17 protein-coding genes are annotated in these 24144 nt (G+C 70.6%); 14 read left to right on the top strand and 3 right to left on the bottom strand.

All coding sequences use genetic code 11. The features are described 5' to 3' along the window. The first annotated feature begins 661 nt into the window (after nt 1–661). From KALB_RS08715 to KALB_RS08705, 3 genes are read left to right on the top strand one after another with little or no spacing between them, the layout of a single operon-like run. Nucleotides 662–2773: a molybdopterin oxidoreductase family protein gene (locus KALB_RS08715; protein WP_025355339.1), complete on the top strand. Its 2112-nt coding sequence runs from the start codon at nt 662–664 to the stop codon at nt 2771–2773. Beyond that, a complete protein-coding gene (locus KALB_RS08710) occupies nt 2770–4263 on the top strand; it encodes an FAD-dependent oxidoreductase (RefSeq protein WP_025355338.1) in 1494 nt (497 codons plus the stop codon). Before KALB_RS08715 ends, KALB_RS08710 begins: the two co-directional genes overlap by 4 nt. A 1-nt stretch (nt 4264) precedes the next feature. Continuing rightward, nucleotides 4265–5653: an MFS transporter gene (locus tag KALB_RS08705; protein ID WP_025355337.1), complete on the top strand. Its 1389-nt coding sequence runs from the start codon at nt 4265–4267 to the stop codon at nt 5651–5653. Between the two features lie 48 nt (nt 5654–5701). Here KALB_RS08705 and KALB_RS08700 read toward each other — a convergent pair whose 3' ends face one another. Together KALB_RS08700 and KALB_RS08695 are read right to left on the bottom strand one after the other, a co-directional pair. After that, on the bottom strand, nt 5702–7501 hold the full coding sequence (locus tag KALB_RS08700) for a S8 family serine peptidase (RefSeq protein ID WP_025355336.1): 1800 nt from the start codon (nt 7499–7501) through the stop codon (nt 5702–5704). Nucleotides 7502–7663: 162 nt separating this feature from the next. Further along, on the bottom strand, nt 7664–10537 hold the full coding sequence (locus KALB_RS08695) for an nSTAND1 domain-containing NTPase (protein WP_158510727.1): 2874 nt from the start codon (nt 10535–10537) through the stop codon (nt 7664–7666). Between the two features lie 326 nt (nt 10538–10863). On the opposite strand from KALB_RS08695, the gene KALB_RS08690 reads away from it, so the two are divergent. From KALB_RS08690 to KALB_RS08645, 10 genes are all read left to right on the top strand, one after another. Beyond that, nucleotides 10864–12081 carry an MFS transporter gene (locus tag KALB_RS08690; RefSeq protein WP_025355335.1) on the top strand — a complete coding sequence of 406 codons (1218 nt, stop codon included), beginning with the start codon at nt 10864–10866 and terminating at the stop codon, nt 12079–12081. 66 nt (nt 12082–12147) lie between these two features. Beyond that, entirely contained in the window at nt 12148–13401 is a 1254-nt protein-coding gene (locus tag KALB_RS08685; protein ID WP_025355334.1) for an ATP-grasp domain-containing protein, read from the top strand. 39 nt (nt 13402–13440) lie between these two features. Further along, nucleotides 13441–15171: a GH3 auxin-responsive promoter family protein gene (locus KALB_RS08680; protein WP_201771894.1), complete on the top strand. Its 1731-nt coding sequence runs from the start codon at nt 13441–13443 to the stop codon at nt 15169–15171. A gap of 22 nt (nt 15172–15193) precedes the next feature. Next, nucleotides 15194–16063, top strand: a complete 870-nt coding sequence (locus KALB_RS08675; protein WP_042220295.1) for an alpha/beta hydrolase — start codon at nt 15194–15196, stop codon at nt 16061–16063. Then, complete coding sequence (locus tag KALB_RS08670; RefSeq protein ID WP_025355331.1) at nt 16060–17223, top strand: enolase C-terminal domain-like protein; 1164 nt, start codon at nt 16060–16062, stop codon at nt 17221–17223. The genes KALB_RS08675 and KALB_RS08670 overlap by 4 nt, the downstream gene beginning before the upstream one ends. Beyond that, complete coding sequence (locus KALB_RS08665; protein WP_025355330.1) at nt 17220–17966, top strand: SDR family oxidoreductase; 747 nt, start codon at nt 17220–17222, stop codon at nt 17964–17966. The genes KALB_RS08670 and KALB_RS08665 overlap by 4 nt, the downstream gene beginning before the upstream one ends. Nucleotides 17967–18001: 35 nt before the next feature. Further along, a complete protein-coding gene (locus tag KALB_RS08660) occupies nt 18002–18289 on the top strand; it encodes a YciI family protein (protein ID WP_030110880.1) in 288 nt (95 codons plus the stop codon). A gap of 30 nt (nt 18290–18319) precedes the next feature. Beyond that, the gene (locus KALB_RS08655) at nt 18320–19657 is read left to right on the top strand and encodes an aminotransferase-like domain-containing protein (protein WP_236650206.1); all 1338 of its coding nucleotides are present in this window, start codon (nt 18320–18322) and stop codon (nt 19655–19657) included. A gap of 51 nt (nt 19658–19708) precedes the next feature. Next, nucleotides 19709–20668, top strand: a complete 960-nt coding sequence (locus KALB_RS08650) for a TauD/TfdA family dioxygenase (protein WP_025355327.1) — start codon at nt 19709–19711, stop codon at nt 20666–20668. Between the two features lie 33 nt (nt 20669–20701). Then, nucleotides 20702–21559, top strand: coding sequence for a fumarylacetoacetate hydrolase family protein (locus tag KALB_RS08645; protein ID WP_025355326.1), 858 nt, complete (start codon nt 20702–20704; stop codon nt 21557–21559). A 374-nt stretch (nt 21560–21933) separates the two neighbouring features. On the opposite strand, the gene KALB_RS08640 is transcribed toward KALB_RS08645, so the two are convergent. Further along, the gene (locus tag KALB_RS08640; protein ID WP_025355325.1) at nt 21934–22305 is read right to left on the bottom strand and encodes a phosphotransferase; all 372 of its coding nucleotides are present in this window, start codon (nt 22303–22305) and stop codon (nt 21934–21936) included. A gap of 188 nt (nt 22306–22493) precedes the next feature. On the opposite strand from KALB_RS08640, the gene KALB_RS08635 reads away from it, so the two are divergent. Next, the gene (locus KALB_RS08635; protein ID WP_025355324.1) at nt 22494–23723 is read left to right on the top strand and encodes an FAD-dependent monooxygenase; all 1230 of its coding nucleotides are present in this window, start codon (nt 22494–22496) and stop codon (nt 23721–23723) included. The last annotated feature ends 421 nt before the right edge of the window (nt 23724–24144 follow it).

Raw genomic sequence — 24144 nt, 5'->3', positions numbered from 1 at the left:
GTCACCGCCGGGCAACGACGATCGGTGACGTGCGCTCACCACTTGCTCCTCCGCTTGCTCACCGCGCGCGACCCGACCCCGAGGGTCCGCGGTTAATACGGCGTTCACGCGACATTGCGAATACGCCGGTACATCCCCAGTGTGAAACCCCGGCCCTTTAGCTCCGGAACCGTTTCAGGCACGAGCAAGATTTCACAACCGAACCACCGTGTCAATAGGACGAACGGGCTAGCGGATCCCGATCACCGTCACGATGCGTGACCTCGCAACCATCATGATCCCATCCAGCCCCAGTCGCAGGCAAAACGGCAGCTCAGCAGACCGGGCGCAAGCGCGGCGCAACATTCATAAACACTTCACCGAGTGGGACACGGTGACGAAGAGGCACGGCCAGACGCCTTAGAAAACCTTTTCATTACCCTAGGGCAAGTACGGATTGCACGCCTCCGGGACAACTGCTAGCTTGCCCAACGTGTTCCATCCCCCGGGGACCGCACAGCGAGCGGAATCACACTGGGAGCGGCATGGAACGGACTTATTACACGCTTTTTACGGTTCGGCGCGCGTCGGTTTCCTAGGCTGTGTAACGCAAATAGCGGCTGGAAACGATCCCCGTAACGCACCGCTCCGCGGTGCCACTGGGGAAAGTCGGAGGTGGATCATGCCGGTACCGGCTGCCCTGACTCGCACGAGCACCGACACGCACTGTCCCTACTGCGCACTACAGTGCGGCATGGAAGTCCGCACCGCCGAAGCGGGCGTTTCCGTGGCCCCCCGGGAATTTCCGACCAACCGTGGCGGGATGTGCCAGAAGGGCTGGACCTCGGCAACTCTGCTCACCTCGGCAGGAAGAGTGACCACCCCGCTGCTGCGCGAGCACCGGGACGCCCCGCTGCGCCCGGTGAGCTGGGACACCGCGCTGGACCACGTCGCTAGCAGGCTCGCCGAACTGCGCGAACAGCACGGGGCGGACTCGGTCGGCGTGTTCGGCGGCGGCGGCCTCACCAATGAGAAGGCCTACCAACTCGGCAAATTCGCCCGAGTGGCCCTCGGCACTTCGCAGGTGGACTACAACGGGCGCTTCTGCATGTCCTCGGCAGCGGCCGCGGGCATCAAGGCGTTCGGCATGGACCGCGGCATGCCCTTCCCCGTCAGCGACGTGGCGCAGGCCGACGCCGTGCTGCTGATCGGCGCGAACGTGGCCGAGACCATGCCGCCGTTCATGCGGCACGTACTGCCCGCCGCGCGGTCCGGCGGCCTGATCGTGATCGACCCCCGGCGCACGCCCACCGCCGAGCAGGCCTCACTGCACCTTCAGCCCGCGCCCGGCACCGACCTGGCGCTGGCGCTGGGCATGCTGCACGCGGTGGTCGCCGACGGCCACCTGGACCACCGCTACCTCGCCGACCGGACAAGCGGCTTCGACCAGGTGTGGCGCATCGCCGCCGCCTGGTGGCCAGAACGCGTCGAGCGGGTCACCGGGGTCGCCGCGGCGGACCAGCGCGCGGCCGTTCGGCTGCTGGCCCGAGCGCGCAACGCCTACGTGCTCACCGCGCGGGGCACCGAGCAGCACGCCAGCGGGGTCGCCACCGTGTCGGCCTGGATCAACCTGTGCCTGGCGCTGGGCCTGCCCGGTCGGCCCGGTTCGGGCTACGGCTGCCTGACCGGCCAGGGCAACGGGCAGGGCGGCCGGGAGCACGGCCAGAAGGCCGACCAGCTGCCGGGCTACCGCAAGATCGACGACCCGGCGGCCCGCGCCCACGTGGCCGGGGTCTGGGGCGTGGACCCCGACTCGCTGCCGGGCCCCGGCCGCTCCGCGTACGAACTGCTCGACGCGCTGGGCACCGGGACCGGCCCCCGCGCGCTGCTCGTCTTCGGCAGCAACCTGGTCGTCTCCGCCCCGCGCGCCGGGCACGTCGCCGCCCGGTTGGACGCGCTGGAACTGTTGGTGGTGGCCGACTTCGTGCTCTCCGAGACCGCCGCCGCCGCCGACGTGGTCTTCCCGGTCACCCAGTGGGCCGAGGAGGACGGCACGATGACCAGCCTGGAGGGCCGGGTCCTGCTGCGCCAGCGCGCGCTGAGCGCACCGCATGGCGTGCGCTCGGACCTGGAGCTGTTGCAGGGCTTGGCAATCCGGCTCGGCCAACCCGCGCAGCGGTTCCAGACCGAGGCCGAGGAGGTCTTCGAGGAACTGCGCCGCGCCTCGGCTGGCGGCATCGCCGACTACTCCGGGATCAGCTACGACCGGTTGCGCGCTGGCGAGGCGCTGCACTGGCCGGTGCCCGGGGTGGACCACCCCGGCACGCCGCGGGCCTTCCTGGACCGCTTCGCGCACCCCGACGGCCTCGCCCGCTTCCAGCCGGTGGACCACACCGGTCCGGCCGAGCCGCCGGACGCCGAGTTCCCGCTCTACGCCACCACCGGGCGCGTGTTGCAGCACTACCAGTCCGGGGCGCAGACCCGGCGCGTGCCGGAACTGCTCGCAGCGCAGCCCGAGGCGTTCGTCGAGGTGCACCCGGACACCGCACGCCGGGCCGGTGTCCACGATGGACAGTGGGCGGCCGTGACCTCCCGGCGGGGCCAGGTCCTCGCCCGGGTGCGCTGCCTGCCCTCGATGCGCCTGGACACCGTGTTCCTGCCGTTCCACTTCCCCGGCTCGGAGCGGGCCAACCTGATCACCAACCCCGCGCTGGACCCCACCAGCCGGATGCCGGAGTTCAAGGTGTGCGCCGTCCGGCTCGCGCCTGCGGATGCGGAGGCATTGCCAGCATGACTCCTCGGCGGGTCGCGATCATCGGGTACGGCATGGCCGGGGCCCGCCTGGCCGACCAGATCCGGCGGCACGACCCCACCGGCAGGCAGGTCTCGGTGACCATGGTCGGTGCCGAGCCGCACCCCGGCTACAACCGGATCCTGCTGTCCAATGTGGTCGCCGGGTCCATGGGCATCGAGGACGTGCTGCTGCACCAACGGGATTGGGCCGAGCGCAACGCGGTGGACCTGCGGCTGGGCGTGTCGGCGATCGGCCTGGACACCGGCAGCCGCCAGGTGCGGCTCACCGGCGGGTCCACTGTGGACTACGACGACCTGGTGCTGGCCACCGGCAGCACGCCGTGGATCCCTCCCGTGCAGGGCCTGCTCGACGACCGGGGCTCGCTGGCCGAGGGCGTGGTGGCGTTCCGGGACCTCAACGACTGTCGGCAGATCCTCGACTCGGCGCCGGTGGGCACGCCCGTGGCCGTGATCGGCGGTGGCCTGCTCGGCCTGGAGGCCGCGCGCGGGCTGACCGGCCGGGGCAACCCGGTGACGGTGGTGCACCAGGTCGGCCACCTGATGGAGCGCCAGCTCGACCCGCAGGCCGGCGCCGTGCTCGCCCGCGTGCTGCGGGACACCGGCATCGAGTTCCGCCTGGGCCGCACCGCCGCGAAGTACTCGGTGGGCAAGGGACTTGAGCTGGACGACGGGTCCACTGTGGAGGCTGGACTGGTGGTCGTCTCGGCGGGCACCCGCCCAGCCAGCGAACTGGCCTCGGCCGCCGGGCTGGACGTGGAACGCGGCGTGCTGATCGACGACGAGCTGCGCACCAGCGACCCGCACGTGCGGGCCATCGGCGACTGCGCACGCCACCCCGGCACCGTGAGCGGGCTCGTGCAGCCCGCGTGGGAGCAGGCCGCGGTGCTCGCCGACCTGCTCACCGGGGCCGAACCGAGCTCCCGCTACCTGGGCACGCAGGTCGTGACCAGGCTGAAGACCCGTGGCATCGACCTGGCCACCATGGGCGAGGTGCACGTGGACACCGACTGCACCGACGCCGAGGTCGTGCGCCTGGAGGACCCGGCACGCGGTCGCTACGCCAAGATCGTGCTGCGGGACGACCTGGTCACCGGGGCGATCGTGCTCGGCTCGCCGGACGCCGCCGCCACGATCACCCAACTGCACGACCGCGGGATTCCCGCACCCACCGACCGGATGGCTCTGCTGCTGGGGCGTGCCTTGCCCAGCGGCGTCGAGTCCGCCGGCGTCGAGGCAGACCCCGCCGCGCTCCCCGCCTCGACGCTGATCTGCCGCTGCAACACCGTGGACAAGGGACGCCTGGTCACCGCATGGCGGTCCGGGGCACGCAGCGTCGAAGACCTGGTCACCGCGACCCGCGCGAGCACCGGCTGCGGCGGCTGCAAGGCCGCCGTCGGTTCCCTGTGCGAGTGGCTCACCGACCAGACCCCCACCCCCGCAGAGAACCCGAGAAGTTGGGCAGCAACCTGACATGACCACGCAGAGTCGAGTCGACGAAGTCACGACCCCCGACCAGGCGCGCAGCGGCCGGAGCTGGATCCAGAAGTGGGATCCCGAGGACGAGGGTTTCTGGGCGGCGACCGGCAGGCGCATCGCCACCCGCAACCTGATCTTCTCCATCTTCTCCGAGCACATCGGCTTCTCGCTCTGGTCGATCTGGAGCGTGGTGGTGCTCTCGCTGCCCTCCGCGGGCTTCACCTTCTCCGTGGACCAGCTGTTCTGGCTGACCGCGCTGCCCAACCTGGTCGGCGCCACGATGCGGCTGCCCTACACCTTCGCGGTGCCCCGCTTCGGCGGTCGCAACTGGACGATCATCAGTTCGGTGCTGCTGCTGGTGCCCTGCGCCCTGCTGACCGTGGCCGTGACCTCCCACGCCAGCTTCGGGTTCTTCCTGCTGGCCGCGGCCACCGCCGGTCTGGGCGGCGGCAACTTCGCCTCCTCGATGACCAACATCTCCTTCTTCTACCCGGACAAGCGCAAGGGCTTCGCGCTGGGCCTCAACGCGGCGGGCGGCAACCTCGGCGCCGCCGTGGTGCAGCTGATCATCCCCGTGGTGATCTCCCTGGGCACCGGCAAGAACCTGGCCTACGCGGGCCTGTTCTACATGCCCTTCGCGGTGGCCGCCGCGATCTGCGCCGCCTTCTTCATGAACAACCTGTCCGAGGCCAGGTCGGACTTCCCGGCACAGGCCGCCGCGGTCAAGCGCAGCCAGACCTGGATCATGTCCTTCCTCTACATCGGCACCTTCGGCTCGTTCATCGGCTTCTCCGCCGCGCTGCCGCTGCTGATCAAGACCCAGTTCCCCACCGTGCAGGGCACCTACTTCGCCTGGCTGGGCGCGCTGGTCGGCTCGCTGGCCCGGCCGATCGGCGGCTGGCTGTCCGACCGGATCGGCGGCAGCCGCGTCACGCTGTGGAACTTCGTGGTGATGGGCCTGGCCGCCGTCGTGGTGGTCACCGGTGAGCGCACCGGCAACTTCCCCCTGTTCTTCGGCGCGTTCCTGGTGCTGTTCGTGACCACCGGGGTGGGCAACGGCTCCACGTACCGCATGATCCCGGCGATCTTCGCCGCGCAGGCCAGGCGGGAGACCGCCGAGGGCGTGGACCTCACCGAGGCGGTGCGCCGCGCCAAGCGCGAGTCGGCCGCCGCGATCGGCATCGCCTCGGCCATCGGCGCTTTCGGCGGCTTCTTCGTCACCCGGATCATCGCCAGCTCGGTGGCCGCCACCAAGGTCGCCGACAACGCCTTCTACGGGTTCATCGCCTTCTACGCCGTGTGCTTCGCCGTGACCTGGTGGTGCTACCTGCGCCGCAGCTTCGCCGTCAACAAGCTGCCCAGCCTGGCCACCGCCAAGGTCTGAGCCGCAGTCGGGGGCCGTGCACCCGGTGTGGTGCACGGCCCCCGCCGCTCAGCTGACCGTCAGCGTGTAGTCCGCGCTGCCGGTCTTGCCCGCGCTGTCCGTGGCCGTCACGGTGATCTTGTACGTGCCCGCGGCGAACGGCGCCAGCACCTGCATGGTCGAGCTGCCGCCGCTGCTCACCGACTGCGGGTTGAACCAGGGCTTGAACTGCACCCCGCTCGCGTCCAGGGTCAGGCTGCCCGTGCCGCCGCTGGCCGTCACCGTGACCGACACGAAGTTGCCCGCCCGCGCACTGCCGCTGCCCGGCGAGAGCGCCACCTTCACCTCACCGGCCGGAGGTGCCGGATCGGCCACGGTGAGCGTGAGGACCGCCGTCTTCTGCGTGCCGCCCGCCGCGGTCGCCGTGATCGTCAGCCGGTAGTCCCCCTTGGCCGTGCCGGTTCCCGTCCGCACCGCCAGCTTCGCGTTCTGCCCGGTGTTGATGCTGGCCGGGTCGAAGCTCGTCTTCGCGCCCTCCGGAGCCCCCGCCACGGTCAGGTCCACCTTCTCGGCGCCCTGGTTGCCCGCCGTGCTGCTGACCGTGGCCGTGGCCGTCTCCCCCGGCGCGACCTTGGCCGTCGCGGGGTCCACGCTGATCGCGAACTTGCCGTCCGGCGGCTGCGGTCCGCCGATGAACCCGGTGTACAGCAACTTGTTCGGCGAGCCCGAACCCGGATTGCCCACCACCCCGCTGGTCGCGTTGTCCACCAGGGCGTCACGGACCTGCTGCGGGGTCGCGTTCGGGTTGGCCGTCAGGTACAGGACCACAGCGCCCGCCACGTGCGGGGTCGCCATCGAGGTACCGCTCATGTTCGAGGTGCTGCCGTCCTGCAACCCCAGGGAGGTCACGTTGTCCCCGGGCGCGAACAGGTCCAGGCAACTGCCGTAGTTGGAGTAACTCGCCCGCCCGTCGCCGCTCCCGGTGGCGCCCACCGTGATCGCCTCCGGCACCCGCCCCGGGCTGACCTGGCAGCCGTCCTTGTTGTCGTTGCCCGCGGCCACCGCGTAGTTGAAGCCGGCCGCCACCGACTTCTTCAGCGCCTCGTCGCCGACACCGACCTGGTCCATGCCCAGGCTCATGTTCACCACGCCCGGCTTCACGCCGTTCTTGGTCACCCAGTCCATGGCGTCCACCGCCGCCGAGTCGGGACCGGTGTTGCCGCAGTTCACCCCGAGTGCGCGCAGCATGACCACCTTGGTCTTCTTCGCCACCCCGTAGGTCTTGCTCGCGATCGTGCCCGACACGTGGTTGCCGTGCCCGAAGCAGTCCTCGCCGTTGTGCCCGTCGTTGATGAAGTCCGCGCCCACGCTGGCCCGGCCCCCGAACTCCGGGTTGTCCTTCTTGATGCCCGAGTCGATCACGTACGCCGTCGCGCCCTCACCGCCGTTGGCGTAGCTGTACTTCTTGTCCAGCGGCAGGTTCTGCTGGTCGATCCGGTCCAGGCCCCAGGTCGGGTTGTTCTGGGTGTCCAGCGCCGTGGCCGTGCCGTCCTCGTAGACCGTGCGCACCGCGGGGTCCGCCGCCAGCCTGCGCGCCTGTTGGGCCGTCAGGTGCCTGGCCGAGAAGCCGTGGATCGTCGCCGAGTACGTCGACCGCACCTCGCCGCCGTAGCGCTGCGCCAGCGCGCCCGCCGCCGCGAACGGCTGGGCATGGGCCTGGTCCTTCAGCACCACGATGTACTGATCGCCGAAGTGCTGTTTCGCGGGCACCACGGCGCCCTCCGGCTGCGCCGCGGCGGCCGTCGCCGCCCCGGTCACCGCCAAGCCGGCCGCCAGCACCACGGCCGACAGCCTGTGCCTCCAGGTCATCGTCAATCCTTCCGGCAGGGAATCACTTGGGTCCAGCCTGGAGTCGGACAATCCCGGCACACAACACGTACAGGTACGCAACTAATTGACAATTGCCCTCTACTTAACTAGAGGTCCAAAACTGTTTTTCCTTCCAGGGAAAGGATTTCGGCCCGCGATCTGTCACCGGCACGGCGGCTGATAGGGCAGTCCGGGGAAGTACTGGTTCCACTGGGTGGCGGACACCGTGGGGTGCGCGATCGCGCACACCGTGCCCTCCAACCGGGTGCTGTCGCTCTCCCACAGCCGCACGGTGTGGTCGTCGCTGGCGGAGGCCAGGGTCTGCCCGTCGGGGGCGAAGGCAACCGCCTCGACCGTGCCGGTGTGGCCCATCAGTACGGAGCTCGGTCTGGGGTGCCCGGGGTCACTGAGGTCCCACAGCCGCACGGTGTGGTCATTGCTGGCAGAGGCCAGGGTGTGGCCCACCGGGCTGAAGGCCACGGCGTCGACGACGTCGGTGTGGCCGGTGATCGTGGACAGCAGCGACGGGTGGCGCAGGTCGCTGACGTCCCACAACTTCACCGTGTGGTCGTCACTGCCGGTGGCCACGCTGCGGCCGTCCGGGCTGAACTCGACGGTGGCCACGAAGTCCCCGTGCCCGACCAGCGAGGACAGCTCCACCGGACGTCTCGGGGTGCTGACGTCCCACAACTTGACGGTGTGGTCGTCACTGCTGGTCGCCAGGGTCCGGCCGTCCGGGCTGAAACGCACCGACTTGACGTTGAGCGCGTGCCCGGTCAGCGTGGCCAACTCGGTGGCGTGCGCCGGATCGCTGACGTCCCACAACCTGGCGGTGTGGTCGTAGCTGCCGGTGGCCAGCGTGCGGCCGTCCGGGCTGAACATCATCGAGAAGACCAGGTCGCCGTGCCCGGTCAGGGTGCGGAGCAGGACGGGGTGGCGCGGGTCGCCAACCTCCCACAGCCGGACGCTGTGGTCCCGGCAGCCGGTGGCCAGCAACCGGCCGTCCCTGCTGAACGCCACCGAGGCGATCACGTCGGTCTGCCCGGCGAGGGTGGACAGCACGGTGGCTCGCTGGCGATCGCTGACCGACCACAGCTTGACCGTGTGGTCCAGGCTGCCAGTGGCCAGGACACGGCCGTCCGCGCGCCACGTCACCGAACTGACACCCTGGGCATGCCCGACCACCTGCACCGACAGGGTGCTCACCAGCGCGTCGCGGGTCTTCGCGGAGGGGGCCAGCCGGTAGGCGCCCAGGCTCAGCTGCGCGGCCAGCCCCCGCTCGCCCGCGGGCAGCGCGACGGCCTCCTGGGCGACCTTCTCGGCCAGGGCGGAGTTGCGCTGCTCGGCGATGGCCTGCTCGGCCCGCACGGTGAGCACGCTGGTCGTGGTGGTCAGGCACAGCATCGCGACCAACGCCCCGATCAGCAGGTACAGCCGCCGGGCCTGGCGGCGGACGGCCGTGCGCTCGGCGTCCCACGCCGCGACGCTGTTCTCCAGGAAGGCCCGCTCCCGCGAGGTGAGCACGGTCTCGGGGCTGGCCACCAGGTGACGCACCAGGGCCAACCGGTTGCCGCGGTAGAGCACGTCCGGGTCCCGGTCCAGCGACTCCCACACGGCGCTGGACTCGGTGAGCTGGCGGTGCAGGCGCAGCGCAGCCCGGTCCTCCGCCAACCGCTGCCGCAGCAACGGCCAGCAGTGGATCAGCGCCTCGTGCGAGACCTCCAGCACGTCCCGGTCCGCGGTCACCAGCCGGGCCCGCACGAGCGTCTCCAGCACCGCACTGGTCTCGGGGTGGTCCAGGTCCAGCTCGGCGGCACCCAGCCTGCGCTTGCCGTCCCTCGACTCGCCCTGCCCCAACTCCACCAGCCGCAGCAGCAGGTGCAGCGCACGCTCCCGCTGGTCCGGGGACAGCTCGGCGTAGACGGCGTCAGCGGTGCGGGTGACCACACCGGCGATGCCGCCCGCGGCCGTGTACCCGGCGAGGGTCACCACGTTGCCGCGGCGCCCGCCCCAGGTCTGCGCCATCGCCTGCGAGACCAGGGGCAGCACACCGGGTCGATCGGCGGCGTCGGCGACCACCCTGGACACCAGCGCGGTCTCCACCCGGCAGCCCACCTGCCCCGCCGGCTTGCTGACGGCCAGCCGCATCTCCTCGGCGGTCATCGGCCCCACCCGCACCTGGTGCTCGCGCAGCACCTCGGACAGCACCGGGTCCTCGGCGGCACACCGCTCGGCGAAGTCCCCGCGCAGACCGAGCACCACCCGGACCCTGCTGTTGGCCGCCCGCACCGCCTCGGACAGCAGCCGCAGGAACCGCGTGCGCTCGTCCGCGTCCTGGCAGCGGCTGAACAGCTCCTCGAACTGGTCGACCACCAGCAGCAACTCCTGCCCGGCCCGGCGGTCGGCCGCCAACTGCAGTGCGGTCAGGTGCAACGCCGTCAGGTGCAACGCCCTGGGGTCGGCCCGCAACTCGGTGAGCACCTCCCTGGGCGAGCGGTGCACCAGCGCCGCCAACTGGGTCGCGCACTCCTCCAGCGGATGCGAGCCCGGCGCCAGCACCACGACCAGGTCGCTGGGCACCCCGTCCAGCCGAGCGGCGCGCGCCCGGTGCACCAGACCTGCCCGCAGCAGTGAGGTCTTACCGGATCCAGACGGCCCGACAACGGCGACGAGCCGATTTTCTGAGACCTTCTCGCACAGGGAGTCGACAATTCCCTCTCGCCCGAAGAACAGGTCCGCGTCCTCCACCCGGAATGCGGCCGGACCGACATAGGGCGGTGTGGCGTCCGACTCCTGTTCGAGGCTGCGCTGCGCCCGGATCTCCTCGGATACCTGGTGCCAGCGCTGCTCCCAACGGGTGGGATCCCCGCCACACGCCTGAACGTAGGCCACGGTCACCGCCAGGCTCGGCAGTTTCCGCCCTCCGGCGGCGTCGGAGAGCGCCCCCGTGGAGTAGTGGGCCCGCCTGCTGAGCTCCCGATACGCCGGGTTGCCCGCGGACTTCCGGAGTTCGCGCAGGTCAGACGCGAACCTCACGATCGGGTTGTCCACTGTGCCCAGTGGTCGTTCCTTACCTGCCATCCTGCTTCCCCCCAGTGAGCAGTGCGGTCGGTTGTTCACAGTATGTCGTTCAGCGATCGCGCACGGGTACTGAACGACCCCGATGGACTAGACCTGAGGCAGGGCAGCGGTCCACGACACCGCCGCCTCCCGAACCTGCAGACGGCCGCCGCGAGAACTCGCGACGACGCCAACCGAGAAGTGGATCAACGGTTCATGATGTTTCCACGTGCGACCCGGGACTGCGCCCCGCCGAGGATTTCCGACACGTTCTCCGACCTTTTCTCAGGAGCGGTGCAGACGTGCTGAAGCTGCCCAAGGCGTTCTGGCTGCTCTTCCTCGGACAAACGCTCAACCGCATTGGCCTGCTGGTTCCCGCATTCCTCGTGCTGTACCTGGAGGAGGGCAGGCTCGCGGACCCGTCGAGCACTCCCGTCGTGCTCGGACTGTTCGGCGCGGGCGTGGTCTCGGCCGGTCTGGTCGGCGGCGTGATCGCCGACATCATCGGCGCCCGGCGCACCATCATGGGTGCGCAGGTGGCCTGTGTGCTGGTCTCGGTGGCGATGATCTTCTCCACCAACATCTACCTGATCGGGCTGTTCGCGCTGATCGGCGGATTCCTCTCCGCTGTGCACCGCCCGGCGGGCGCGGGACTCGTGGCCGCGCTGGTGCCCCAGGAGAACTTCTCCCGCGCCTACAGCATGTTGCACGTGGGCTTCAACGTCGGCGCCTCACTGGGCCCGGTGCTCTCCGGCTTCCTGCTCGCGGCGTACCCGCCGGCGCTGTTCATCGCCTGGTCGGTCTCCAGCCTGCTGTACCTGCTGCTGATGCGCGCGGTGCCCAAGGACATCGCCGTGCCGCTGCGCGGCGGGGACCAGCCCTGGACGGTGGGCCGGGCCCTGCGCGGGGTGGTGGAGCCCTTCCGCAACCCGGTGCTGTTCGCCTACCTGCTGCTGTCCTTCCTGCTCGCCTGCATCTACCTGCAGGCCGGGTCGGCGCTGCCGCTGCACATGGCCTCGGTGGGGCTCAACCCCGAGCAGATCGGCCTGGTGCTCGCGGTCAACGCCGTGCTGATGGTGGGCCTGTTGCCCTTCGTGCCCAAGCTGACCGCCCGCATGGGTGAGAGCGCGCCGATGGCGCTGGGCAGCCTGCTGGTCGGCCTCGGCTTCGGCCTCAACGCCCTGGCCACCGGCATGAGTTGGTTCGCGGTGGCCGTGGTGATCTGGACCGTCGGCGAGGTGGTCTACGTGCCGATGGCCGCGACCTTCCTGGCCCGCCGGGCCCCGGCCAGGCTCACCAGCACCTACCAGGGCTCGTTCTTCTTCGCCTGGAACCTCGGGCTGATCGCGGGCGGCCCGCTGGGCATCGTCTCCGCGCGGGAGTTCAGCTACAGCGCGCTGTGGCTGGGCACGATGGTGCTCGGCCTGCTCGTCGCGATCGGCTTCGCGCTGCTGCCCAAGCTGCCCGGTTACTCGGTGCTGCCCGCCCAGGTGCCCGCTGAGGACACCGCTGCCGCCTGAGGGTTCGTCCTGCCTCGGCAGCACGCAGAACACACACCTGCCCAACGCTGATCAGAAAGCAGTGCGATGAAACGGATCGCCATCATTGGCAGCCGCACGGCCATGGCCAGGCACGCCAAGGAGTTCGGCCTCGAGATCGTGCTCGTGCACAGTCCGGAGGCACCGCCGACCAGAGTCGCCCAGTACCTCGACCAGGCCATCTGCTGCCCGGTGACCGACCCGGAAGCGGTGTACGAGGTGCTGCGCCCGTTGCACGAGGAGCGCCCGTTCAGCCGGGTCCTGGCCCCCGGTGAGGACGGGGTGCTGGCCGCGGCCGTGGCCAGCGAGCGCTTCGGCCTGGAGGGCAACAGCGTCCAGACCGTGCTAACCATCAAGAACAAGGTGCTCACCAGGAAGGTGCTCGACGAGCTGGGCACCCCGGTGCGCAGCCGCGAGGTGGCCAGCGAGGCGGAACTGGTCGAGTTCCTCACCGAGATCGGCGACCAGGTCATCCTCAAGCCGATCGACAGCACCGGCAGCCTGGCCACGCACATCGTGCGCGACCGGCAGCAGGCCGCGACCTCCTGGGCGCTGTTCGCCCAGGAGGGGCACCACCGAGGGCTGGTCGAGGAGTACCTGGTCGGGCCCGAGGTGACGATGGAGTCGTTCACCGTCGCGGGGCAGCACTTCCCGGTCGGGGTGGACGAGTACATCAAGAACGACACCGGCCTGGTGCCGCTGGCCTCGGTGGTGCCCGGCCGGATCTCCGCCGAGGACCGGGAGGCCATGCGCCAGCAGATGGTCGCGCTGCTCGACGCGGTGGGCCTGCGGGAGGGACCGGCGCACACCGAGTTCATCCTGACCGCCAACGGGCCGCGCATCCTGGAGACGCACAGCCGCATCGGCGGCGGCGGCATCGACGAGCTGGTGCGCAGGGCGCACGGCGTGGACCTGTCCAGGGTGCAGGTGACGGTGCCGCTGGGACTGGAGGAGTTCACCCCGCCCGACCTGGACGCGGGCCGGGGCGCGGTGATGATCTTCTTCGCGCCCAAGCCAGGCAGGGTGACCGCCGTGTCCGGCCTGGAGGAACTGGGCGTGACCTACAGCCACACCCCGGTGGAACCGGCCTGGACCGGGCTCAAGGGCCTGGAGCACATCCGGCAGGCCGAGGTCGGGGTCAACCTGTGCCTCCAGGTCGGCGACATCGCGCCGGAGGTGAACACCAACTGGGACCGGCTGATGGGCTGCGTGGTGGCCACCGGGGAGAGCGCACAGGACGCGCTGGACCGCGCGGAGCAGGTGATGGCGGCGATCAAGATCGAGACCGAGCCGGTCGGCTGACCGGCACGACGCGGACAACCATGTGGGGGATGGAACGACGTGGACGCCGAGACATCAGTGCTGTCACAACAACTGGAGCAGACCGACCGGGGGCGGGCCGAGCGGCAGCAAGCCAACTCCTCGGTGGTGTCGGACTCCTTCCTGAGCAGGGCTCGCACCGCGCTGGAGCGCCAGCGGGCGGTCTGCCGCGAACCGGGTGACCTGCCCGAGCGCGTGTTCAAGGACATCCTGGGCCAGGCCGAGGGCACCTACTTCGGCAAGAAGCACGACCTGGCCAGGGTCCGCGGCCTCAGCGACTGGAAGAAGGCGGTGCCGATCCGCTGCTACCCGGCGCTGCGGCCCTACATCGACAAACTGCTCGACGGCGACTCCAACGTGCTGACCAGGAGTGAGCCGTACGCGCTGCTGAAGACCTCCGGGTCCAGCGGCAAGCCGAAGCTGATCCCCACCACTCGGCACTGGCGCAACGCCTACCGAGGGCGTGCCCTGTACGCGCAGTGGGGTCTGTACTTCGAGCACATCGGCTTCGACCGGGCGCGGGACACCGCCGTGCTGGACCTGTCCTGGGAGCGGTCCACCTCCTCGCAGAGCGAGGGCGGCTACCCCAGCTACAGCATCTCCCAGCGCCCCGCGGCGGTCAGCAGCACCGACTGGGTTCCCAGCTGGTACGAGGAGAGCTGGTTCCAGGGCGTCGAAGGCGAGGACTACAAGAGCGGCCTGTACCGCAAGCTGCGGCTGCTGGCCGGGTCCGACGTGCGGATCATCGTGGCGCTCAACCCGTCCAAGATCGTCGGACTGGCCGAGCAGCTGGCCGAGCGCGGCGAGGACCTGATCTCCGACATCCGCAACGGCACGCTGGCCGGGCGGGCGACGCACGTGGACCGCGACCGGGACCTGGCCGCGCGGCTGGACCGTTCGCGGCAGGCCAACGGGGGCACGCTGCGGCTCAGGGACCTGTGGCCGAACCTGTCGCTGGTGGTCTCCTGGAACTCCGCCTCGGCAGCGCTGTACCGGCCCTGGCTGGAGGAGGTGACCCCAGGCATCCCCAAGTTGCCGTTCAGCGCCACCGGCACCGAGGGCATCGTCACGATCCCCGTGGACGAGCACATCTCGGCCGGGCCGCTGGCCATCGACCTCGGCCTGTACGAGTTCGCCCCGGTCGGGCAGCGTGAGGAGGGCACCGACCTGGAACCGGACGCGGAGACCCTGGACTACCGCGACGTCGAGGTGGGCGGCACCTACAACATCGTGATGAGCCAGGCGAACGGGCTGTACCGCTACGACCTCGGCGACCGGTACACGGTGGTCGACCGGGTCGGCGGCGTGCCCCGGCTGGAGTTCGCCGGGCGCACCGGGTTCGGCAGCTCGTTCACCGGGGAGAAGCTCACCGAGGAGGACGTGTACAACGCCGTGCGGCTCAGCCTCGGCGAGCACTGGCGCGGCCGCCCGCTGTTCAGCCTGGTCCCGGTCTGGGCCACCCCGCCCGGCTACACCCTGGCGATCGAGTGGCCGCAGGACTGCCCGCTGTCGGCGCCGGAGTTCGCCGCCGCCGTGGAGCGGCAGTTGCAGCAGCTGAACATCGAGTACGCCGAGAAGCGGCGCACCGACCGGCTCACGCCCATCACCGTGCTGCCGCTGCGGCCCGGGGCCTTCGGCGTGGTCGAGGAGCGGCGCAGGCTGGAGGGCGCCTCGCCCGCCCAGCTCAAGCACCACTGGATCCAGCGCAACGGCGATCTGCTGCGGTACCTCGGAACCGACACACAGCGTTAACAGATTCCCTTGGGGGGTAAGGATGTTAGCGACACAGGACGTGCACTCGGTGGCGGAACTGGCCGCCGGGGACGGCACTCCGCTGGCACTGCACAGCTGGACGGCGGCCGATCCCGCGGACGTGCGCGGGGTGCTCTTTTACGTGCACGGGATCCAGAGCCACGCTGGCTGGTTGTTCGAGACCGGTCCGGAACTGGCACGGCGCGGGGTGGCCACCTACGCCCTGGACCGGCGCGGGTCCGGGCTCAGCGGTGGCGGCCGGGGCGACCTGCCCACCGCCGAGGTGGTCGTGCAGGACTACCTGCGCGGTCTGGCCGCGGCGCGGGAACTGGCCCAGGGCCTGCCGCTGACGGTGCTGGGGCAGAGCTTCGGCGCCAGCGTGGTGGCCGCGCTCGCCGCGGGCACCGACCCCGGTGCGGACGCGATCGTGTACTGCACCCCGGCGCTGGGCCAGCAGCGTGCGCGGCACAAGCCGGACGACCTGGTACGGCTGCGGCAGTCGCTCGGCGGGCAGCGCTCACCGATCGCGCTGGAGGACGAGGACTACACCAGCGAGTCGCGCTACCTGGAGTTCATGGCCAACGACCGCCTGATGCTGCGGCAGGTCACCGAGCGCACCAGGGCGGCGATGGTGGGGCTGGAGGACCTCTACACCGGGCGGCGGGCGCCGGGCGGGGCCCAGGTCCACTTCGTGCGCACCGAACTCGACCCGATCATCGACCTGACGGTGGCGGAGAAGGTGCTGATCGACCTGCACGAGACCTTCACCGCGACCACCTTCCCGATCCGGCAGCACTACGTGGAGTTCTCCTCGGTGCGGCGGGACTACTGGGACTGGCTGGCCGAGGTCGTGCTCAGGACCGACCGGGCCCGACGGGTCCGCACCCCGTGATCGAGCAGATCCTGGTCCGCACGGCCGAGATCCCGATGGCACGGCCGTTCGTGCACGCGGCGAAGTCGCGGCACCACACCGCTTCGGTGCTGGTGACCGTGACCGCCCGTGGGCAGCGCGGCTGGGGCGAGGGCGCACCGAGGCCCTACGTCACCGGGGAGACAGTCGCCTCGGCGGAGCAGGCGCTGCGCCGGATCAGCCCGGACTGGCTGAACCGGCTCATCGACCTCAACGAGTTCGAGGCGGCCGTGCGCCAACTCGCCTCGCTGGACCTGAGCCGGTTGGTCGGTGGCGGGCAACCGGCACGGGCTGCCGCCACGGCGCTGGAGATCGCGCTGTTCGACCTGATCTGCCGGCTGCACGGCCGATCGGGACTGGACGGGCTGCGCAGCACCCCGCTCGGGGCACGGCTGCTGGCCCCGACCGGCTCCCCGGCTCCGGTCAGCTGCGTGCTGGACCTGGCCAAGGACCCGGCCGAGACCATCTCGGCGCTCGGTGAGCGGGCGATCAGCTCGATCAGGCACGTGAAGCTGAAGGCCACCAAGCTGCTGGACACCTGCGTGCGGCACGTGTCCGCCGTGCGGGAGCGCTTCTCGGCGGACACCACCATCTCGGTGGACGCCAACGGGGACTGGGACCGTGCCACGGCGGTGCTGGCCGCGCGGAGGCTGGCACCGCTGCGGGTCGGCTGGCTGGAGGAGCCGGTGCGCCCCAGGGACTGGGCCGCGCTGCGGGAGGTTCGCGAGGCGGGCGGTGTTCCCGTGATGCTTGACGAGTCCTGTGTGGACACAGCGGACCTGGAGATCGCCCACGCGCTGTCGGCCGTGGACTCGGTCAACGCACGGATCAGCAAGTGCGGCGGCCTGTTCCCGACCCTGCGGCTCGTGCAGCGGGCCCGCGAACTGGGGCTGGGCGTGCAACTGGGGGTCCAGGTGGGTGAGGTCGGCCCGCTCTGGGCCGCGGGCCGGCTGCTGGCCACCGCGCTCGAGGGCCTGGCCACCGCCGAGGCCGGCAGGCAGGACGACTGGTTCCCGGTGCCGCTGACCGAACCGCCCTATGCCGTGGACCGCGAGCGGTACCTCGCCGGACCGGTCGGCGGCGTGGGGATCGGTGTGCTGCCCGGACGAGACCTGAACCAACACTGGGAGGAACTGACGTGACGAACGGAACTGCGCTGCTCATCGGTGCGGCCGGCGGAATCCTGCGCGAGGTCGCCGCTGGGCTGGCCGAGCAGGGGCACGGGCTGGTGCTGCTGGACCGGGACGAGCAGGCGGTCAGCGCGCTGGCCGGGGAGCTGTCCGCGAAGACGAAGGTGGAGGTCGTGGTCGGGGACATCACCGACTACGCCGCCGCGAGCGAGCAGTTGGCCGAGGTGGTCGCGAAGCACGCGCCGTCCGTCCTGGTCAACGGGGTCGGCGGGGACACCAGGGTGATCGGCTACGCCGACCTGACCACCAAGCACTTCGACACCGCGATCACCGAGAACCTGGTCAGCACCTTCATCGCCATCAGGGCCTGCGCGCCCGCGATGACCGAGGCGGGCTACGGGCGGATCGTGAACTTCGCCTCCGCTGGCGGCCGCACCTACAGCCACTTCAACAACGCCGCCTACGTGGCCGCCAAGGCCGCCGTCATCGGCATGACCAAGCAGATCGCCTACGAGCTGGCACCGCACGGGGTGGTGGCCAACGTGGTCGCCCACGGGCCGATCGCCACCGCCCGCGTCGCGGGCGCCTGGGAGCGGCGCGACCCCGCGCAGCGCGAGACCGTGCTGTCCAAGCTGCCGATGCGGCGCATGGGCAGTGTGCGGGAGGCGGTCGGCAGCGTGCTCTACCTGTGCTCGGACAGCGCCGGGTACACCACCGGCTCGGTGATCGACATCAACGGCGGCCTCTACATGTGACCTTCGGGCACGCCAACAGACAGGAGGGTTCTCCCGTGTTCGTGGTGGAGTTGCAGTACAACGTGGACCGCGCGGGCCGCGAGCCTTCGCACCGGGCGCACGCCGAGTACCTGGCCTCGCTGACCGAGCGCGGCGTGCTGCGCGGAGCCGGTCCGCTGGTCGACGCCAACGGCGGCCTGCTCGTGTACGACGTGCCCGACCGGGCCGCGTTGCAGGAGGTGCTCGACAACGAGCCCTACGTCCAGGCGGGACTCGTCGCGCAGACCCTGGTCCGCGAGTGGAACCCGGGCAAGGGCAGCTGGTTCACCACGGCCGTCAGCTGACGGCCTCCTCTGGGGGGTAGGAGAAAAACGATGAGTATGTCCATTGTGGACAGCGAGGTGCGCGGCCGGGTCGAGTTCGACCTCGCCGAGCTGCACGGCGCCGTGGTCGACCCCGGCATGGACTCGATGCGGCTGCTGAGCGAGACCGCCATGGCGTTCCCGGACGCCCTGTCGTTCTCCTCGGGCGCACCGCACGACGGCAATCACGACCTGTCCCGGCTGTCGGTCCACCTGGAGCGCTACCTGCGGCACCTGCGCGAGACCGGCGTGCCCGAGCGCCGGATCAGGCGGCTGCTGTTCCAGTACGGGCCGGTCAACGGCTTCATCCAGGACGAGATCGCCCGCATGCTGGTGCGGGACGAGGACATCCACGTGCCCGCCGAGGCGATCATGGTGACGCACGGCGCACAGGAGGCGATGCTGATCGCGCTGCGCGGGCTGTGCACCTCGCCGGGGGACGTGCTGCTGTCGGTGTCCCCGACCTACGTGGGCATCGTGGGTGCGGCCAAGACGCTGGACATCCCGGTCAAGGCCGTGCACGAGGGCCCGCACGGGCTGGAGCCCAAGGCGGTGCGGGCGGCGGCCCGCGAGGTCCGGGCCGAGGGCGGGCGCCCGGTGGCCTGCTACCTGGTGCCGGACTTCGCCAACCCGACCGGGACCAGGCTCAGCGAGCAGGCACGGCGCGAGCTGCTCCAGGTCGCCGCCGAGGAGGGCCTGCTGCTGCTCGAGGACAACCCCTACGGGCTGTTCGCGGCCGAGGGCGACCAGCTCCCGACGCTGAAGTCCTTGGACGACAAGGGTTGTGTGCTCTACCTCGGCTCCTTCGCCAAGTCGGCCTTCCCCGGTGCCAGGATCGGCTACCTGGTGGCCGACCAGCCGGTGACCGAGGCCGACGGGCGGGTCCGCCCGCTGGCCGCCGTGCTGTCGAAGGTCAAGAGCATGATCAGCGTGGGCTCCTCCTCCATCGCCCAGGCCGTGGTCGGCGGCATCCTCGTCGAGCACGACTACGACCTGCGCTCGGCCACCCGCGAACTGGCCAGGACCTACCTGGAGCGGTTGGCGGCGACGACCAGCAGCCTGACCGAGCACTTCCCCGCACAGCGCTACGCCGAGCACGGCGTGCGCTGGAACACCCCGCGCGGCGGCTTCTTCCTCGTACTGGAGGTCGGGTTCACCGCCGACCTGGCCGCGATGGAGCGCTGCGCGCGTGACTACGGGGTGAGCTGGGCCCCGATGAGCATGTTCCACGTGGACGGTGGCGGGGACCGCGCGATGCGCCTTGGCTTCAGCAATCTGTCCACAGAGGACATCCGCGAGGGCATCTCCCGGCTCGCCCGCTTCATCACCGAGACCCCGCGCACCGCGTAGGCGGTCTTCCTCCTTTCCTTTCAACTCAGTCGACAAACAGGGGTGGACAAGATGGACGCACAGAGCGTCTTCACTCTCAACGACACCGAGCGGCACGAGCTGAGCGCGCTCGCCGACCTGCTCGCTGGCACCGAGCCCGGCAAGATCGACGAGGAGAGCTGGATGAGCGCGGGCCGCGACCGGTCCGCGAGCATCCCCGCGCGGCTGGCCGCCAGGGTCCGGCAGTTCCGCCACGACAGCGGTGTGGACGGCGCGCTGCTGATCCGCAACCTGCCCGTGGCCGAGGGCCTGCCGCCGACCCCGGCGGTGCTCGGCTCGGTCGAGCGCGAGGCCACCAACCCGGCCTCGGTGATCACGCTGGTCTCCCTGCAACTCGGTGAGATCATCGCCTTCCGCAACGAGAAGTCCGGGGCGCTCGTGCAGAACGTGGTGCCGGTCCCCGGCCAGGAGGCGGCGCAGAACAACGCGGGCTCCAAGCGGCTGGGCATGCACGTGGAGAACACCTTCCACCCCAACCGCCCGGACTACGTCGCGCTGTTCTGCCTACGCGCCGACCACGACCGCGAGGCGGAGCTGCAGATCACCTCGGTGCGCAGGGCCGTCGAGCTGGTGTCCGATGTGGACCGCAAGGTGTTGCAGCAGCCCAGGTTCGTCACCGCGCCGCCCTCCTCGTTCCCCTCGCTGGGCGGCGAGCCCGAGCCGCACGCCCTGCTGGTCGGCGACGTGGACGACCCCGACGTGCGCGCGGACTTCATCAGCACCGTGCCGCTCGACGAGGAGGCCGCCGCGGCCAAGGACCGGCTGGAGCAGGCCTTCGCCGAGGTGGTCGAGTCGCTCAAACTGGAGCCCGGCGACCTGGCCATCGTGGACAACCGCCTCGCGCTGCACGGGCGCAGCTTCTTCAAGCCGCGCTACGACGGCCAGGACCGCTGGCTGCACCGCACCTTCATCCAGCTCGACGGCCGCCGGTCGCGGGCCGTCCGTCAGGGCAACGGCAGTGTGCTCGACTGACCGGTCGGGGGCGCGCCCGGTGAGGAGGGCACCATGAGGACCGCCACCCTCGCCGGGCGCGCCGCCCTGGTGTGCGACGGGGTCGCGCTCGACATCGCCACCGCCAGCCGAGGCCGGTTCCCCGCCGAGCCCTGGCTGCTGTTCGACCGGTGGGAGGAGGTGCTCGCCTGGTCACGGGAGGCCGACCTCACCCAGGCCGCACCGATCGACCCCGCCCAGTTGCAGGCGCCCTCCCCACGGCCAAGGCAGGTCTTCGCCGTGGCCAGCAACTACCGCGACCGGCCCGCTGTGGTGCCCGGTGGACCCGACCTGCCCGTCGTGTTCACCAAGTACCCGTCCAGCATCGTCGGGCCGAACGTCTCGCTGCCGCTGCCCACCGACACCGTCGACTGGGAGGTGGAGCTCGTCCTGGTCATCGGACGGCAGGTGCACGCCTTGCCCGAGGAACTCGCCTGGGACGCCGTCGCCGGGGTCACCGTCGGGCAGGACTACTCGGAGCGCACCCTGCAACTCGGCGGTGCCGCCAAGCAGTTCAGCCTCGGCAAGTCGCTGCCCAACTTCGGGCCGACCGGTCCGGTGCTGGTGACCCCCGACGAACTCGCCGACCGCGATGACCTGCACCTGTTGTGCACCATCAACGGCGAGGTCGTGCAGGAGGCCCGCACCAGCCAGATGATCTTCTCGGTCCCCGAGCTGATCGCCCGGCTGTCGGCGGTGTGCACCCTGCTGCCCGGTGACCTGATCTTCACCGGGACCCCCGGCGGCCTCGGCATGACCCGGCAGCCGCCGAGGTACCTGTCCGTGGGCGACGAGGTGGTCAGCCAGATCGAGGGCATCGGCCAGATGCGCAACCTCTGCACCACCCCGGTCGGGGTGGCCCAGCCGGTCTGAGCCCCGGCGGTCCCGTGGTGAGCACAGGTGAGGGAGCACGACGTGGTGCTCCCTCACCTGGCTTGCCGCGGCTACCGCGACGCGGCCACCGTTCTCGGCACTGGGCGTCCGGCAACGGGACCTCAACCGCGAGGTCGACCCGCCCCGGTCGCTCCGACAACGCCTTCTCCAGGACCTCCACCCGGTTGGTGCTGAGCACGAAGGTCACGTCGGCCTCGGAGTCCAGGCCGTCGATCGGGTTTCCCGTCGGGGTTCGGGACCCGTCCTCGACGATCTCCGCTGGGCGCACCACGTCCTCAGCTCGCAGTCTGGGCCGTGACAGGAACGTCGAGGCCAGGCGTCCTCGCACAATCTCTGACACGCAGTCCGCGCGGTCAGTTCACGACCAAGGCGCGTTCGAGCGCAGCTTGGCCTGCCGGTTCCCAAGTCGGCTTGCCCCCGGGGAGACCAAGCCTGCCGTTGCGTCCGATGCTGATCAGGTGCAGGGCGCGCAGGACGGCCCAGCCGCGAGCCCGCGCGATGGTGGCCTCGTCCGCGTCCTCGTAGGTGCCGGAGAACCGGCTCGCCGTGCCCGCGGGCAGCAGGATCCAGGCGGCTGACAGGTCGGTCGCGGGATCGCCTGCGCACAGCTCGCCGAAGTCGATCACTCCGGAGAGCGTCCCCTCCCGCACGATCACGTTCGCGGGATGCAGATCGCCGTGCAGCCAAGTCGGCGATCGGCGCGTAGTCCGCCGGCTCGCCCTCAACCCAGCGCGTGATCGTCCAGATGGACAGGCTCACTACTGTGGACTGCGATGATCCACCAGCGCTGAACCCGATGACTGCGCAACGATGAGTTCCTGGCCGCGCCCGAGTCTCACTGTCTGGATGGAGGCGGACCGAGGACGGAGCCGACTCCACATCATCGACACGAATCAGACAAACAGGGGACACTGTGAGCGGTATCAGGGTGTTGGTGGCAGGGGCGAGCATCGCGGGGCCCGCGCTGGCCCACTGGCTGCGCCGGCGGGGGGCCGAAGTCACCGTGGTGGAGCGGGCCCCTGAACTGCGTCCCGGCGGACAGGCCGTGGACGCGCGCGGGGTGACCAGAGAGGTCATCCGGCGCATGGGACTGGACGCGGCCGTGCGCGCGGCCCGCACCGAGACCGCTGGCGCGTGCACCGTGGACGTGGACGGGAACGTGCTGGAGACCCACCGCGCGGACGACGACGGCGGCGACGGGTACATCGCGGAGATCGAGATCCTGCGCGGGGACCTGTCCCGAGTGCTCCACGAGGACACCCGGGACGGTGTCGAGTACGTCTTCGGCGACCGGATCGCCGAGCTCACCCAAGACGCGCACGGGGTCGACGTGGCCTTCGCGGGCGGCGACCGGCGGCGCTTCGACCTGGTGGTCGGGGCGGACGGGCCGCACTCGGCACTGCGAGCGATGGTCTTCGGGCCGCACGAGCGGTTCGTCCGCCGTCTCGGGCACATGATGGCCTTCTACACCGTGCCCAACGAGTTCGGGCTGGACCGCTGGCTGATCGACTACCAGGAATCCGAGTCCGGGCGCTCCGCCGGCCTGCGGCCCATCCAGGACGCCACCCGGGCGATGGCCATGTTCTCCTTCCCCGCAGCCGACCTCGACGTCGACTACCGCGACGTCGCGGCCCAGAAGCGCCTGCTGCGCGAGCAGATGGCTGGCCTGGGCTGGTTGACCCCGCGCATCCTCGCGCACCTGGACGACACCCCGGACTTCTACCTTGACCAGGTCGCCCAGGTGGTGATGGACCGCTGGTCGAGCGGACGGGTCGGGCTGCTCGGAGACGCGGCGTTCAGCTCCTCGCCGCTGTCCGGGCAGGGCACCGGGTTGGCCCTGGTCGGCGCCTACCTGCTGGCCGGAGAGCTGGCCTCCGCCGGGTGGGACCCGGAGGCCGGGTTCGCCGGCTACGAGCGGCGGATGCGCTCGTTCGTCGAGGCCAACCAGGAGATCGGCCGGTTGCACGCGCGCAGCCGTGACGTCCCCGGGCCGGACGCCGAGCCAAGTCCGGAGCTTGACGCCGAGTGGCTCACCGAGCTGGTCGAGCGCGCGATCAACGGCGTCGAGCTGCCCGACTACGCGGGGGTGCCGGACTCCGGGGCCCCGGCCGGACCGTCGATCACCTCGTCGGCCATGTCGTAGGCCACCACCCACGGTAATTGTCCGTCCATACCGGACGCAGACGGCAGGAAGGGTGCCGACTCCCTGCCCCCTTCAACATATAGCGCACTGGGGGTCTTGCGGCAAGACCCGGGTTGTGTTGCAGAATCTCCGACCGAAGCCAGAACCTACGGAAATCAGGAATTCGCGGCATACGTGTGCCCGCGGGGCGTGCCACCGGACCGCGCGGCACAACTGGCCGAAAAGCAACCTCAGTGAATGGAATCCTCATGATCGACGTGATCGTTGCGGGCCGATCGGCTCGATGCTGACCAGTGAGTTGCGGCTGCACGGCATGCAGGCGCTCGCGCCGGAAAAGGAGCGGAGCCGCCCGCGTATGTCCACAGCCTTGGGTGTCGACATCAACCCAGCATTACACGCAGTGTCAAACATTCCGAGGGCT

This window comes from Kutzneria viridogrisea DSM 43870, assembly GCF_000525635.1.
GTDB classification, from domain to species: Bacteria; Actinomycetota; Actinomycetes; order Mycobacteriales; family Pseudonocardiaceae; genus Kutzneria; species Kutzneria viridogrisea.
This window is presented reverse-complemented; position numbering and strand designations above follow the sequence as displayed.

Excerpts from the sequence above, each read along its gene's own strand:
- KALB_RS08715 (WP_025355339.1), top strand. The coding sequence starts at position 662 with ATGCCGGTACCGGCTGCCCTGACTCGCACGAGCACCGACACGCACTGT.
- KALB_RS08710 (WP_025355338.1), top strand. The coding sequence starts at position 2,770 with ATGACTCCTCGGCGGGTCGCGATCATCGGGTACGGCATGGCCGGGGCC.
- KALB_RS08705 (WP_025355337.1), top strand. The coding sequence starts at position 4,265 with ATGACCACGCAGAGTCGAGTCGACGAAGTCACGACCCCCGACCAGGCG.
- KALB_RS08700 (WP_025355336.1), bottom strand. The coding sequence starts at position 7,501 with ATGACCTGGAGGCACAGGCTGTCGGCCGTGGTGCTGGCGGCCGGCTTG.
- KALB_RS08685 (WP_025355334.1), top strand. The coding sequence starts at position 12,148 with ATGAAACGGATCGCCATCATTGGCAGCCGCACGGCCATGGCCAGGCAC.
- KALB_RS08675 (WP_042220295.1), top strand. The coding sequence starts at position 15,194 with ATGTTAGCGACACAGGACGTGCACTCGGTGGCGGAACTGGCCGCCGGG.
- KALB_RS08655 (WP_236650206.1), top strand. The coding sequence starts at position 18,320 with ATGAGTATGTCCATTGTGGACAGCGAGGTGCGCGGCCGGGTCGAGTTC.
- KALB_RS08650 (WP_025355327.1), top strand. The coding sequence starts at position 19,709 with ATGGACGCACAGAGCGTCTTCACTCTCAACGACACCGAGCGGCACGAG.
- KALB_RS08645 (WP_025355326.1), top strand. The coding sequence starts at position 20,702 with ATGAGGACCGCCACCCTCGCCGGGCGCGCCGCCCTGGTGTGCGACGGG.